This is a genomic window from Oceanibaculum indicum P24, assembly GCF_000299935.1.
Lineage (GTDB): Bacteria > Pseudomonadota > Alphaproteobacteria > Oceanibaculales > Oceanibaculaceae > Oceanibaculum > Oceanibaculum indicum.
The window spans coordinates 75,408-88,441 of sequence record NZ_AMRL01000014.1 but is presented as its reverse complement, the minus strand read 5'-3'; the positions used below and the strand labels follow the sequence as shown (position 1 = coordinate 88,441).

Annotated in this window: 14 protein-coding genes; 5 read left to right on the top strand and 9 right to left on the bottom strand. The window is 66.2% G+C overall.

Going from position 1 to position 13,034, the window contains the following annotated elements:
- Positions 1-100 precede the first annotated feature (100 nt).
- Both P24_RS11920 and P24_RS11915 read right to left on the bottom strand, forming a co-directional pair.
- On the bottom strand, positions 101-469 hold the full coding sequence (locus tag P24_RS11920; RefSeq protein ID WP_008944980.1) for a VOC family protein: 369 nt from the start codon (positions 467-469) through the stop codon (positions 101-103).
- Between the two features lie 14 nt (positions 470-483).
- A complete protein-coding gene (locus P24_RS11915; RefSeq protein ID WP_008944979.1) occupies positions 484-1,299 on the bottom strand; it encodes an NAD kinase in 816 nt (271 codons plus the stop codon).
- Between the two features lie 136 nt (positions 1,300-1,435).
- Here P24_RS11915 and P24_RS11910 point away from each other — a divergent pair, with 136 nt between their 5' ends.
- Positions 1,436-2,455: an isopenicillin N synthase family dioxygenase gene (locus tag P24_RS11910; RefSeq protein ID WP_008944978.1), complete on the top strand. Its 1,020-nt coding sequence runs from the start codon at positions 1,436-1,438 to the stop codon at positions 2,453-2,455.
- Here P24_RS11910 and P24_RS11905 read toward each other — a convergent pair.
- The 3 genes from P24_RS11905 to moaA all read right to left on the bottom strand — a co-directional run bounded on the left by P24_RS11905 (position 2,452) and on the right by moaA (position 4,835).
- A complete protein-coding gene (locus tag P24_RS11905) occupies positions 2,452-2,868 on the bottom strand; it encodes a VOC family protein (RefSeq protein WP_008944977.1) in 417 nt (138 codons plus the stop codon). The genes P24_RS11910 and P24_RS11905 overlap by 4 nt on opposite strands.
- An 81-nt stretch (positions 2,869-2,949) precedes the next feature.
- Complete coding sequence (locus P24_RS11900) at positions 2,950-3,822, bottom strand: AraC family transcriptional regulator (RefSeq protein WP_008944976.1); 873 nt, start codon at positions 3,820-3,822, stop codon at positions 2,950-2,952.
- Positions 3,823-3,842: 20 nt separating this feature from the next.
- Complete coding sequence (gene moaA, locus P24_RS11895; protein ID WP_008944975.1) at positions 3,843-4,835, bottom strand: GTP 3',8-cyclase MoaA; 993 nt, start codon at positions 4,833-4,835, stop codon at positions 3,843-3,845.
- A 446-nt stretch (positions 4,836-5,281) separates the two neighbouring features.
- Here moaA and P24_RS11890 point away from each other — a divergent pair, with 446 nt between their 5' ends.
- From P24_RS11890 to P24_RS11880, 3 genes are all read left to right on the top strand, one after another.
- Complete coding sequence (locus tag P24_RS11890) at positions 5,282-6,163, top strand: formate dehydrogenase accessory sulfurtransferase FdhD (protein ID WP_008944974.1); 882 nt, start codon at positions 5,282-5,284, stop codon at positions 6,161-6,163.
- Positions 6,153-6,797 (top strand): molybdenum cofactor guanylyltransferase MobA, encoded by a 645-nt coding sequence (gene mobA / locus P24_RS11885; RefSeq protein WP_008944973.1) that lies wholly within the window; start codon positions 6,153-6,155, stop codon positions 6,795-6,797. The genes P24_RS11890 and mobA overlap by 11 nt, the downstream gene beginning before the upstream one ends.
- 99 nt (positions 6,798-6,896) lie before the next feature.
- Positions 6,897-7,217, top strand: a complete 321-nt coding sequence (locus P24_RS11880; protein WP_040707479.1) for a hypothetical protein — start codon at positions 6,897-6,899, stop codon at positions 7,215-7,217.
- A gap of 12 nt (positions 7,218-7,229) precedes the next feature.
- Here the strand turns inward: P24_RS11880 and P24_RS11875 are convergent, their stop codons facing one another.
- From P24_RS11875 to P24_RS11860, 4 genes are all read right to left on the bottom strand, one after another.
- On the bottom strand, positions 7,230-7,604 hold the full coding sequence (locus P24_RS11875) for a hypothetical protein (protein WP_156816283.1): 375 nt from the start codon (positions 7,602-7,604) through the stop codon (positions 7,230-7,232).
- Positions 7,605-7,641: 37 nt separating this feature from the next.
- Complete coding sequence (locus tag P24_RS11870) at positions 7,642-10,137, bottom strand: EAL domain-containing protein (protein ID WP_008944970.1); 2,496 nt, start codon at positions 10,135-10,137, stop codon at positions 7,642-7,644.
- Positions 10,138-10,301: 164 nt separating this feature from the next.
- Entirely contained in the window at positions 10,302-10,949 is a 648-nt protein-coding gene (locus P24_RS11865; RefSeq protein ID WP_008944969.1) for a DNA-3-methyladenine glycosylase family protein, read from the bottom strand.
- Positions 10,946-11,953 carry an NADP-dependent oxidoreductase gene (locus P24_RS11860; RefSeq protein WP_008944968.1) on the bottom strand — a complete coding sequence of 336 codons (1,008 nt, stop codon included), beginning with the start codon at positions 11,951-11,953 and terminating at the stop codon, positions 10,946-10,948. Before P24_RS11860 ends, P24_RS11865 begins: the two co-directional genes overlap by 4 nt.
- 179 nt (positions 11,954-12,132) lie before the next feature.
- On the opposite strand from P24_RS11860, the gene proC reads away from it, so the two are divergent.
- Positions 12,133-12,951 carry a pyrroline-5-carboxylate reductase gene (gene proC / locus P24_RS11855; RefSeq protein WP_008944967.1) on the top strand — a complete coding sequence of 273 codons (819 nt, stop codon included), beginning with the start codon at positions 12,133-12,135 and terminating at the stop codon, positions 12,949-12,951.
- Positions 12,952-13,034 lie beyond the last annotated feature (83 nt).

Genomic DNA, 13,034 nt, shown 5'->3' with positions numbered 1-13,034 from the left:
CACGGGCGGCAGGGAGCATGCCGAGACGTGGATTCCCGCAACAAGTGCGGGAATGACGGTCGGAGTGGCCGAGATGCCCGTGCGCTATACGACCGTGTCCCTACTGAAACACCGCTTCCAGCTTCCAGCCCTCGGGGTCGGTGACGAAGGCGGCGTAGTAGGTCGGGCTGTAGTGCGGGCGCAGGCCGGGCGCGCCAAGGTCGGTGCCGCCATGCGCCAGGGCCGCCTTGTGGAAGGCGTCCACCGCATCGCGGCTCTCCGCCCTGAAGGCCAGGTGGAAGCCCTCGCCGGGCGGGTGTGCGCCGGGCCGCAGGAACAGCGCCAGCCGGTCATTCCCGCCGGGCGGACCATAGCCGGCGCCGCGCTCATTCTGCCACAGCCGGACATGGCCGAGCGCCGCCATTACCGGATCGTAGAAGGTGATGGCGCGGTCGAGGTCGGTGACGCCGAAGGAGAGATGGCCCAGCATGGCGGCGCCTCCGCTCAGGGTTCGAACTGTTCCTTCAGGATGCGTTCTTCCAGATTATGCTCCGGGTCGAACAGCAGCCGCACGCCGACCGAGCGGTCCTCGCGCACGGTGACATGCACCACCCGGCGCACCTCGGTATGGTCGGCCACCGCGCTGACCGGCCGCTTGTCGGCCTCCAGCACGGTGAAGGTAACAGTGGCGCCCTGCGGCAGCAGCGCGCCGCGCCAGCGCCGGGGCCGGAAGGCGCTGATCGGCGTCAGCGCCAGCAGGTTGGCGCCGATCGGGATGATCGGGCCATGCGCCGACAGGTTATAGGCGGTGCTGCCCGCCGGGGTGGCCAGCAGCACGCCGTCGCACATCAGCTCGGCCACGCGGGTGACGCCATCGACATCGACCCTGATCTTCGCCGCCTGCCGGGTCTGGCGCAGCAGCGAGACCTCGTTGATCGCCAGCGCCTCATGCACCTGGCCGTCGGCGGTGGCGGCACTCATGCGCAGCGGATGCAGCGTCACCTCCTGCGCGCGGGCGATGCGGGCTGCCAGATCCTCCTCGGCATATTCGTTCATCAGGAAGCCGATGCTGCCCCGGTTCATGCCGTAGATCGGAATGCCGCGGTCGCGGAAGCGGTGCAGGGTTTCCAGCATGAAGCCATCGCCGCCCAGCGCCACGACGATGTCGGCCTGCTCCGCCGGCTGCTGGCCATAACGGTCGGTCAGCGCGCGCAGGGCGGTCTGCGCCTCCGCCCCCTCGGCGGCGACGAAGCACAGCTTGCGCGCCGCCAGTCCGCTGGACGGCAGATCGGGGTTGGGCTTCGGCAGGTCGTTCGGCATTGCGGTTCTTCCGGGTCACGGTAGGGCGACAGGATATACCGATGAAAACAGGCTGTCGCCGCCGCTTTTGCTTGCGATTTCAAGGCGGGCTTCCTAGGTGGCAGGGGTGGATGCGCAGCGCGGAGGGGAAGCCCGCATGATCCCGGTCATCGATATCGCACCGATCTTCGGTCCAGCCAGCCCGGCCCGCGACAGGACGGATGCCGCTATCATCGAGGCGGCGACGGTGCACGGCTTCATGACGGTGACCGGCCTGCCCGAAGGGGTGCCGCTGGGGGAGGCCGCGCGGGCCAGCATGATGCGCTTCTTCACGCTGGACCGGGATGGCCGGATGCGCCTTGCGCGGCAGAAATACGCGCCCGGCAATGCCAATGTCTATCGCGGCTATTTCCCGCTGAAGGAAGGCGATCCGACCTACAAGGAAGGCATCGATCTGGGGCCGGACATCGCCGACCCAACGGCCATCGCCCCGGACGATCCGTTGCGCGAGGCGTCGCCATTGCCGGACGAGGCCGATCTGCCCGGCTGGCGCGCCGAGGCGGCTGCCTATCACCGGGCGATGGCCGGCGTGGGCGCGGCACTGATGCGCGCCATTGCGCGCGGCCTTGGCCTCGATGAGGATTTCTTCGAGGCACCGTTTCGCGATGGCGTCTCCACCCTGCGTATCATCCGCTATCCGGCGCGCTCGCCCGAGGCGCTGGTGGCACTGGCGCCGGAGCTGGTGCTCGATGGAGAGGAGAAGCGCTACATCGTCGGCACCGCGCATTGCGATTCCGGCTTCGTCACCCTGCTGAACCAGGATGCGCTGGGCGGGCTGCATGCGCGGGCGCGCCATGGGGCCAGAAACGGAGACTGGCTGGATGTGCCGGCACGCGAGGACGGGCTGGCGGTGAATTTCGGCCAGCTGCTGGAACGATGGACCGGCGGCAGGGTGAAGGCGACGGAGCACCGCGTCGCCAGCCCGAACCGGGAGCGCGTCTCCGTCCCCTTCTTCTACGAACCCGCCGTCGATGCGGTGATCCGGCCACTGCCCGTCGCGGGGGCGCCCGCCTTCGAGCCCTTCGCCTATGGCGACCATGTCTGGAGCTGGATGAGCAAGTTCATTGAGTTCCAGGGGCTGGAGGACAAGCGCCCGCCGAAAGGCGTCGCGGCTTAGCCGGCGTAACCGGCCGGCACGCCGACGGCGGGGTGGTAGCTGCCGAAGCTCCAGAGATTGCCTTCCAGGTCGCGTACCCAGTATTCGCGCGATCCGTAATGCGTGTCGTGCGGTGCCCTCACGACTTCCGCGCCGGCCGCTTTGGCCCTGGCGAAATGGCCGTCCACATCCTCGACATAGACATAGAGGCTGATCGGCGTAGAGGGGAACGGGTTGGCCGGGTCGGCTTTCTTCGCCCGCGTCGCCATCAGCAGGAAGCCATCCTGATGCTTAAGTTCGGCATGGGCGATATCGCCCTCCTCGTTCGGATAGACGACATGCTGGGAAAAGCCGAAGGCCTTTGCCAGCCAGTCCAGCGCCGCCGGCGCGTCGCGATAGGTGAAGACGGGGAAGATGGTCGGGGAAAGCGCCATGGTCTGATCCTCCGTGATGGCGTTGCGTGACGTGACGCGGCGGAGGATGCCCGGTCTCAGGAGTGTAATCTTGGACGGATGTTACCTGGGCTCGACAGCGGCAATGCCGCCGCCTTCGGGAAGCAGCCGGGCTAGATAGTCGCCCGGCGTGCAGCCGGCGAACTGGCGGAAATCGCGGTTGAAATGCGGCTGGTCGTAATAGCCGCCGGCCAGCGCGATATCGGCCCTGCCTTCGGATGCGGCCTCGCCCAGCAGCGCCGCCGTGCGGTGGAAGCGCAGGATGCGCGCGACGGTCTTGGGCGGCAGGCCGAACCGCTGGCGGAACTGCACGGAGAGGTGCTTGCGGCTCCAGCCGATCTCCTCCGCGAGGCTGGCGACCTCGTACTGTCCGCCGCTCTGCTCCAGCATCCGCCAGGCCCAGGTCAGTTCCGATGGCAGGGACGGGGCGGCGGCGAGGCGGTCGAGCAGGAACCCATCCATGATCTGGAAGCGCGCGGCCCAGCCGGGCGCCTCCTGCAGCTGTGCGACCAGCCGGCGGGCGTCGGCCTCGCCGAAGATATCCTCCAGCGCCACGACCTCATTGAACAGCTCGGCCAGCGGCCGGCCCAGGATCAGGCAGGCGCCGATGGGCGTGAAGTTCACCTGCACGCCTTCCTGCGCGCCGGTATATTCGGTCAGCGCCGGCCGGTCATGCAGCCCGGCGATGAAGCTGCGGTGTTGGGTCCAGCCCGCCGCCTCGTCCAGCAGCTTCACGCCGATTCGCGGGCCCAGGCTGACGATCATCGGCAGTCCGGCGAAGGGCAGCTCCATGCGCCGCATTGGCAGCGCTGCCAGCTCGGCATAGCCCTGATAGCCGGAAATACAGGCGGCGAGCCGCGGGTCGGGATCGCGCGACGCCATCTCCCAGCGATGGTCGCCATCCTGATGGGAGAGGGTGCGGATCGCCAGCGGCATGGAAGTCCGTTTCGGGAGAATTACCCGCCGGTCACGCTCATATGGCGCGGCACGGCGACATTGCTGCTGCGGCGGTCGATGATGAAATCATGGCCCTTGGGCTTGCGACCGATGGCCTCCAGGATCGCCTCGCGCAGCGGCTCGTCGCTCTCGCTGGCGCGGAGCGGTGCGCGCAGGTCGGCGGCATCCTCCTGCCCCAGGCACATATACAGCGTGCCGGTGCAGGTCAGCCGCACGCGGTTGCAGCTTTCGCAGAAATTATGCGTCAGCGGCGTGATGAAGCCCAGCTTGCGGCCGGTCTCCTCGACCCGGACATAGCGCGCGGGGCCGCCGGTCTTGTAGTCGATGCCGGTCAGGGTGAAACGCTGGGCCAGCTGCTGGCGCACCAGCGACAGCGGCAGATACTGGTCCACCCGGTCCTCATTGCCGATATCGCCCATCGGCATGACCTCGATGATGGTCATGTCGTAGCCGAGGCTGCCACACCAGGCCAGCATGTCGGCCAGCTCGTCCTCGTTCACGCCCTTCAGCGCCACGGCGTTGATCTTGATCTCCAGCCCGGCCGCCTTGGCCGCCGCGATGCCGTCCAGCACCTTGGCAAGGTCGCCCCAGCGGGTGATGGCGGTGAATTTCTGCGGGTCCAGCGTATCCAGCGAGACGTTCAGCCGGCGCACGCCCGCGTCATACAGCTCCGTCGCGTACTTGCCGAGCTGGGTGCCGTTGGTGGTCAGCGTCAGCTCGTCCAGCTTGCCGCTGTCCAGATGCCGGCCGAGGTTGCGGATCAGGCTCATGATATTGCGGCGGACCAGCGGCTCGCCGCCGGTCAGGCGCAGCTTGCGCACGCCGAGATCGACGAAGGAACTGCACAACCGGTCCAGCTCCTCCAGCGACAGCACGTCCTTCTTCGGCAGGAAGGTCATGTCCTCCGCCATGCAATAGACGCAGCGCAGGTCGCAACGGTCGGTCACGGAAACCCGGAGATAAGAGACGGTACGGCCGAACGGGTCGAGCATCTGGCGGTTTACTCCCGGCGGCCCTTGCCGGGCCGTCCTTCGTTTCAGGTGTCGTTTTCACTGTCGCGGCGCGCCGGTTCAGGCCGGGCGCCTTGGTGCTACCAATTCCACTCTAGACTATAGGGTGCCTTGCCCGGAATTTCATCCACAGGTTTTTCAAGGACATTCCAGACGGACGATATGCCGCGATTGGCCAGCAAGAACCTTCACCCCTCGCGGGAGAAGTGCCTTTTACTCTGCCGTCATTCCCGGCCCCAAGCCCCATTGGGTGCCGGGAATCCAGGGTTCACCCTACTCGGGCGGATATCCAGCAAGCGGAGGCCTGGACCCCCACAACAAGTGCGGGGGTGACGGGTGGAGTGGTTCGTTAAGCCAGCGTCTCGAAAGGCATCGGGGGAGGGCACCCCTCCCTTGCCCGGAACAGGGCGCTGCCCCATAGTCAGGGCATGCAGGAATTCGCCATCAAGCCGAACCCCGACGCCCCCAGGCTGACCGAGCCGGTCAACGGCCTCGACCATGAGGGCAACAAGGTCGATATCCGTGTGCCGATGGAGCGGCCGCTGACGATCTATCTGAACAATCAGGAGATCGTCACCGCCATGACCATCGGCGACCACCCGGATTACCTGGCGGTCGGCTATCTGCTGAACCAGCACATGCTGCGCGCCGACGATGAGGTCACCGGCATCGATTATGACGAGGATATCGAGACGGTGGTTGTGCGCACCGCGCGCAAGACCGATTACGAGCAGAAGCTGACAAGGCGAACCCAGACCTCCGGCTGCGCGCAGGGCACCGTGTTCGGCGACCTGATGGAGCGGTTCGAGGAGATCGAACTGGACCCGGAGGCGACGATCCGCACCAGCTGGATCTACGCCCTGTCGCGCAAGATCAACATGACGCCCAGCCTCTATCTCGCCGCCGGCGCCATTCATGGCTGCGTGCTGTGCGAGGGCGACAGGCCGCTGGTCTATATGGAGGATGTCGGCCGCCACAATGCGGTGGACAAGATCGCCGGCTACATGTTCCTGAACGGCGTCTCACCCAAGGGCAAGCTGTTCTACACCACCGGGCGGCTGACCAGCGAAATGGTCATCAAGACGGTGCATATGGAAATCCCGGTGCTGATCTCGCGTTCCGGCTTCACCGCCTGGGGCGTGCAGCTGGCGCGGCAGGCGGGGCTGACGCTGATCGGCCGCGCCAAGGGCAAGCGCTTCGTCGCGGTGTCCGGCGAGAACCGGCTGATCTTCGATGCCGACCTGTCCGCAGTCGAGGAGGAGCCGAAGCACATGCGCCGCAAGGGGAGCGTGGAAGACGATGCTGCCTGAAACCGGGGCTGAAGACTCAGTTGTCGGGCTCGTTCTGGCCGGCGGCCTGTCGCGGCGCATGGGCGGCGGCGACAAGTGCCTGCTGCCGCTGGGCGACCGTACCGTGCTGGCGCATGTGCTGGACAGGGTCCGCCCGCAGGTATCCCGCGCGGTGCTGAACGCCAATGGCGATCCGGCGCGCTTCGCAGCCTACGGGCTGCCGGTGGTGCCGGATATCGTGGACGGCTTCGCCGGGCCGCTGGCCGGCGTGCTGACCGGGCTGGACTGGGCGGCACGCAATGCGCCGCAGGCCCAGTGGGTCGCCAGCTTCGCCGCCGACACGCCGTTCCTGCCGGCCGATCTGGTGCCGCGCATGCTAGAGGCGGTCGCCGGCGGCAAGGCGGACATGGCCTGCGCCGCCTCGGGCGGGCGGGCGCATCCGGTGTTCGGCCTGTGGCCGGTAAGGCTGCTGGACGATCTGCGCGATGCGGTGGTGGTGCGCGGCATCCGCAAGGTCGATGCCTGGACGGCGAACTATCGGGTGGCCCGCGTCGAGTTCGGCATTGATGACAATATCGATCCTTTCTTCAATGCCAATACGCCGGAAGATATGGAGAAAGCCAGCGGGCTGCTTAACCATCTTCACTTGGCGTGAGCAAGGATTTGCGCAATTATTCCCGCACGCAGGATTTAATGTCTCTTTGGACGTGATGGGGAGAGCGTCGCCATGCAGAGCGGCTTTCGGAAAGTTTCCTTGCGCCTGACGGCAATTGCCGCGGCGGCCATTTTCCTTGCCGTGCCGGCATGGGATGCCACGGCCAGCGAAAAGCGGATGGTGACGGTGAATAATGAATCCTCGACCGAGGTTCAGGTCCGCATGAAGCTGTGGCAGCGCGACTTCACGCGCATTTCGGTTGGCCGTAGCCAGCAGTTCGAGGTGCCGAGCCAGTACCAGACCGTGCAGGTCGAGGCGAAGAGCCGCAAGCAGGGCGACAATTGCTGGAGCAATGTGCAGGTCGGCGGCACGCTGGCCATCGTCGATGGCAACCAGCAGATCGTCTGCCGGCCGCGATAAGCCTGAAGCTGCTTAGTTACAGGTGCCGGGCGCCATGCCCAGCCGCTCGCGATAGATTTTGGCGGCTTTCTCGCAGGCGGGGAAGTTCCCGTTGCAGTAATACAGCACCGCATTGATGCCGGCCGGCATTACATTGATCAGCTCTGCCGGCATGGTGTCGATGGTTCCGAACACGCCATAGCGCCGGAAGGCATCGATCAGGATGTTGGAATAGCAGCGCGCATGCTCGCGCTCACCCGGCAGGGTCACCCGCTTGGTGCGCTTGTCGATATCCTGCTGGACCTCCGACTGGCCCGGCGGAATCTGTTGCGCCTGGACGCCCGCCGGCACAGCCAGCAGGAAGACCAGGGCGATCGCACCAACAGCAAGGCCTACAGGCCGTTTCATCTCGCTTCCCTTCATGCCCGCCTCAGGCCGGTTCCGGCTACCAGGCGGGATTCTGGCGCAGCAACGCGGTGATGGCGGCGGTGTCCAGCGGCCGCGAGAACAGATAGCCCTGCGCATATTCGATGCCGAGCGCGCGCAGCTGGGCCAGCTGGTCGGGCGCCTCCACCCCCTCGGCGATCACGTCGAGGTTCAGGTTCTGCGCCAGCGCCGCGATGGTCCGTACGATCTCCAGATTGTCCCGGTTGGTCACCATGTCAATGATGAAGGACTTGTCGATCTTGATCGTATCGATGGGGAAGGTGCGCAGATAGGCGAGCGACGAATAGCCGATGCCGAAATCGTCGATCGACAGCTGGATATCCCGCCGCTTGAACTGTTCGAGGATATGGGCCGAACGCTGCGCATTCTCCATCAGCGCGCTTTCGGTGATCTCCAGCTTGAGGCGCGCCGGGTCGAGCGCGGTTTCCGCCAGCACCTGGGTCACGCTGTCCACCAGGTCGGTCTTGGCGAACTGGCGGCTGGACAGGTTCACATTCACCTGCAGCGGCGGGCGGTCCGGGAATTCCCGGTGCCAGTGCGCCATCTGCTCGCAGGCGCGGCGCAGCACCCATTCGCCGATCGGCACGATCAGGCCGGTTTCCTCGGCCAGTGGGATGAAGTCCAGCGGCGACAGCACGCCGCGGTCGGTATGGTGCCAGCGCACCAGCGCCTCGACCCCGACGATCTTGCCCGAATCCAGCGATATGATGGGCTGGTAGTGCAGCAGCATCTCGTCGCGGTCCAGCGCCCGGCGCAGATCGTTTTCCAGGTCCAGCATGGCGACCGCGCGCTTGTGCATGTTGGCGTGGAACAGGGCGACCTGCGCCTTGCCGTCGCTCTTCGCGCTGTACATGGCAAGGTCGGCGTCGCGCAAGATGTCCTCGGCCTTGCCGTAGGACGGGTCCCACATCGCCACGCCGATGGAGGCGGTGCTGACGATCTCCTTACCGTCCAGCTGGAAGGGCTGGCTGACCGTGTCCAGCACGTCGCGTGCGAAGGCCAGCGCCTCGTCCGGGCTGGTCACATCCTCCAGCAGGATGGCGAACTCGTCGCCGCCCAGCCGGGCCAGCGTGTCGCCGGCGCGGACCTTTTCGCCCAGCCGCAGCGCGAGCGAGACCAGCAGCTCGTCGCCGCGCAGATGGCCCATGCTTTCGTTCACCACCTTGAAGCGGTCGAGGTCGATCAGCAGCACGGCAAACCGCATGTCCTGGCCGGAGCGGCGGCTGCGCGCCAGCGCCTGGCGCAGCCGGTCGGTCAGCAGGGTGCGGTTCGGCAGGCCGGTCAGCGTGTCGTGCAGCGCGTCATGCTGCACCCGTTCCTCGGCGATCTTGCGCGAGGTGATGTCGGTCTGCGAGCCGGCGATACGCTGGGTCTTCTCCGCCATGTCGCGCACCGCCTGGCCGCGGATCAGCATCCAGTGGTAGCGGCCATCGGCGTGCAGCATGCGGTGCTCGCTCTCGAAATGGCTGCTGGCACCGGCCAGATGGGCGTCCAGCTGCGCCGTCACCTGCTGCACGTCGCTGGGATGGATGCGGCTGAACCATTCCTCCGGCGCGTCGCCGATCTCCTGGTCGTTATAGCCCAGCATCTCCTTCCAGCGCCGCGAGAAGAAGATGCGGTTTTCCTTCAGATCCCAGTCCCACAGCCCGTCATTGGCACCCGCCGCCGCCAGCGCGTAGCGCTCCTCGCTGCGCCGCAGGGCTTCCTCGCTCGCCTTGCGCTCGGTGATCTCGGTGAAGGTGGCCACGATGCCGCCGCCGGGGATCGGGGTGGTGCGGATTTCCAGGGTCTGGCCGCGCGGTGTGGTCCGCTCGTACACATTGCCGTTGCGCTTGGTGGACTGGCGGAAGGTCGCCATCGCCAGCTCTTCCGGATCGCCCGGCCCGTAATCGCCGCGCTGGGCGACATAGCGCAGCTGGTCGATCAGCGGCGTGCCAACCATGCGGAACTGCGGCGGCAAATCCACCAGCTGGGCATAGCGCTCGTTCCAGAAGGTCATGCGCATCTCGTCGTCATAGGCGACGATGCCCTGGCTGATATTCTCCAGCGTGTTCTGCAGCATGCCGGCATAGCGTTCCAGCTCGTCCTCGCGGTGGCGCTGGTCGGTCACATCGGTCTGCATGCTGATCAGGCCGCCATCCTCGGTGCGCCGTTCGCTGATGCGCAGCCAGCGGCCATCGCCCTGGCGCTGCAGGAACAGGTGACGGCCTTCCTTTGCTGCCAGCAGGCGTTGCCGGACCCAGGAGTCGGCATCGTCGATCAGGCCATGTTCCAGCCGTTCGGCGGCATCGGCGGCCAGGATGTCGTGATAGGGCGTGCCGGGATTGCAGAGCGATTCCAGATGCGGATAAAAGGCGCGATACTGCCTGTTGGCCACCAAAAGGTTATTGGCGGCATCGAAATAGGCGACGCCTTCATCAAGGCCATCCAGCACAATGTGCAGCAGATCGCCCGTCTCGGGCAGCGTCACAACCGCGGGCGAACGGTTGACCATAGGATAGCCGTGTTCCTTGTCATTCGGGCGGGCATCTCTGCACCGATATCCCAGCCATGCATTTTTTCAATAAATACATACTGGCTTAAAAATACTAACGAATCGATAAAAATAGCGCCATGGCTTTGTCAGATTTCGTCAGTTTTTAACGCGCCCTCCAGAATCTAGACGGCATCCGTCGAAGGGCGGTTGCGGACATGCCGGTAAAACCGCCACAGCAACAGCGCTGCGCCACTGCGGAACGGCCGCCATTCCCGGGCGATGTCGTCCATCGCGCGGACATCGGGCCGTGCCGGCAGGCCCTTCAGATGCTGTGCCGCAACCTGCAATGCAAGGTCCGGCGCCGGCCAGATGTCGCGCCGCCCAAGCGCGAACATCAGGTAGATTTCCGCCGTCCAGCGGCCAATGCCGGTGATCGCCGTCAGCCGTGCCATCGCGTCCTCGTCCGGCAGCGCCGCCAGCCCGGCGAGGTCGAGCCGGCCTTCCGCCACCTCCGCTGCCAGGATGCGGGCGTAGCGCAGCTTCGGCCGGCTGAAGCCGCAGCCGACCAGCACCGCATCCTCGGCGGCGCCAACGGTTTCCGCGGTCACGTCGCCCAGCGCATCTTCCAGCTTGCGGCGGATCGCCTTGCCCGAGGCGACGGAGACCTGCTGTTCCAGGATGATGCCCAGCAGCGTTTCGAAGCCCGGCTCGGCGATGCGGGGATCGGGCGCGCCGATCTCCCGCAATGCTGCCGCGATATCCGGGTCGCGGGCGGACAGCGCGGCCAGATCCTCGGCCAGCTGCGCCGTCCGCTCCTCCAGAAGGCTCATTCGGCGATCTTGATGATCGTCTTGCCGAAATTCCGGCCCTCCAGCATGCCGATGAAGGTCGCCGGGGCGTTCTCCAGCCCCTCGGTCACGTCCTCCTTGTATTTCAGCTTGCCGGCCTTCACGAACTTGCCGAGCTGGGCGATGCCCGCCGGCCAGCGGTCGTGCCAGTCGAACACGATCATGCCCTGGATCAGCACGCGGTTGGTCAGCACCGAGCGCAGGATCGACGGGCCGACATAGCCGTCGGGCATGTTGTAGTGCGAGATCAGGCCGCAGACGATCATCCGGGCACGCAGGTTGAACAGATTGGCGATGGCGTCGGTCACCGGGCCGCCGACATTGTCGAAATAGACATCGATGCCATCCGGGCAGGCGGCGGCCAGCGCCTTCGCCAAATCCTTCTCGGCCTTGTAGTCGATGACCGCATCGACGCCCAGCTCATCCTTCACATAGGCGCATTTGTCCGGCCCGCCGGCGATGCCGACGACCCGCGCACCGGCCATCTTGCCCAGCTGGCAGACCACCGCGCCGACAGCGCCCGAGGCGGCGGAGACCACCAGCGTCTCGCCGGGGCGCGGCTTGCCGATCTCGAATAGGCCGAAATAGGCGGTCAGGCCCGGCATGCCCAGCACGCCCAGCGCGGTGGAGATGGGGGCGACATCGGGATCCACCTTGCGCAGCATGCCGCCCTCGACCAGGCCGTAATCCTGCCAGCCGATGCGGCCTTCGACGATATCGCCTTCCTTGAATCCCGGATGGCGGGAATCGATGACGCGGCCGACCGCGCCGCCGGTCATCACCTCGCCGATCTTCACGCTGGGGGCATAGGATTTCGCGTCGCTCATCCGGCCACGCATATAGGGATCGAGCGAGAGATAAAGCGCTTTCACCAGCACCTGTCCGCGCTCTGGCGTCGGTACGGCGGTTTCCACCAGCTTGAAATTGTCGGGCGTCGGCGCGCCGACCGGCCGGGAGGCCAGGGTGATCTGTCGGTTCATCGTCATGATGTCCCTCTCCGGTTTGGGGGTCGCTCCCGACAGGGAGCGTTTCATGGCACGCAGGCTATCGCCGGAACGGGGCGGCGGCAATCGCGCGCCGGGCAATTCTGTCTTTCCCCGGTTTGCTGCGTGAAAACCATCGCGTATAACGCCCGCTCATGCTTTTGGACGGGGAGGGATGCAAGATGGAACGGCCATTGCTGCTGGTGGGCTGCGGGAAGATGGGCGGCGCCATGCTGGAAGGCTGGCTGGCGCAGGGTACCGCCGATGCCGGTGTTTATGTGGTGGAGCCGTCGGGCAGCCTGCCTTACGGGCTGGGCAGCAAGCCCGGCATCAGTGTCGTTGCGTCCGCCGACGCCCTGCCGGCTGATCTGCATCCGGAGATGATCGTGCTGGCGGTGAAGCCGCAGGTGATGAGCGACGTGATCGGCGCCTATCGCCGCTTCGCGAAGCCCGGCACCTGTTTCCTGTCGGTCGCGGCGGGCAAGACCATCGCCTATTTCGAGCAGCATCTGGGCGACAAGGCCGCCATCGTGCGCACCATCCCGAACACGCCGGCTGCCATCGGGCGCGGCATCACCGGCTGCACCGCCAACGCGAATGTCGGCAAGGCCGAGCGCGACCTCGCCGACCGGCTGCTGCGCGCGGTGGGCGAGGCGGTGTGGGTCGAGGACGAGGCGCTGATCGATTCCATCACCGGCCTGTCGGGCAGCGGCCCGGCCTATGTGTTCCACATGGTGGAGGCGATGGCGGCAGCCGGGGAGAAGGTCGGGCTGCCGGCGGACATCGCCATGCAGCTGGCCCGCGCCACCGTCGCCGGCGCCGGCGAACTGATGCGCCAGACCGGTGAGGATGCGGCGGTGCTGCGCCAGAACGTCACCAGCCCGAACGGCACCACCTATGCCGGCCTGCAGGTTCTGATGGACGAAAAGGCCGGCCTGACGCAGCTGATGGAAAAGACCGTGGACGCGGCCACGCAGCGCTCACGCGAACTGTCGAACTGATTAGGGCGGGCCGTCTTGCCCGCCTCTATTGGTCATTGCCGGGCTTGTCCCGGCAATCCAGGGGCGGCGCTTTGCCTGTATCG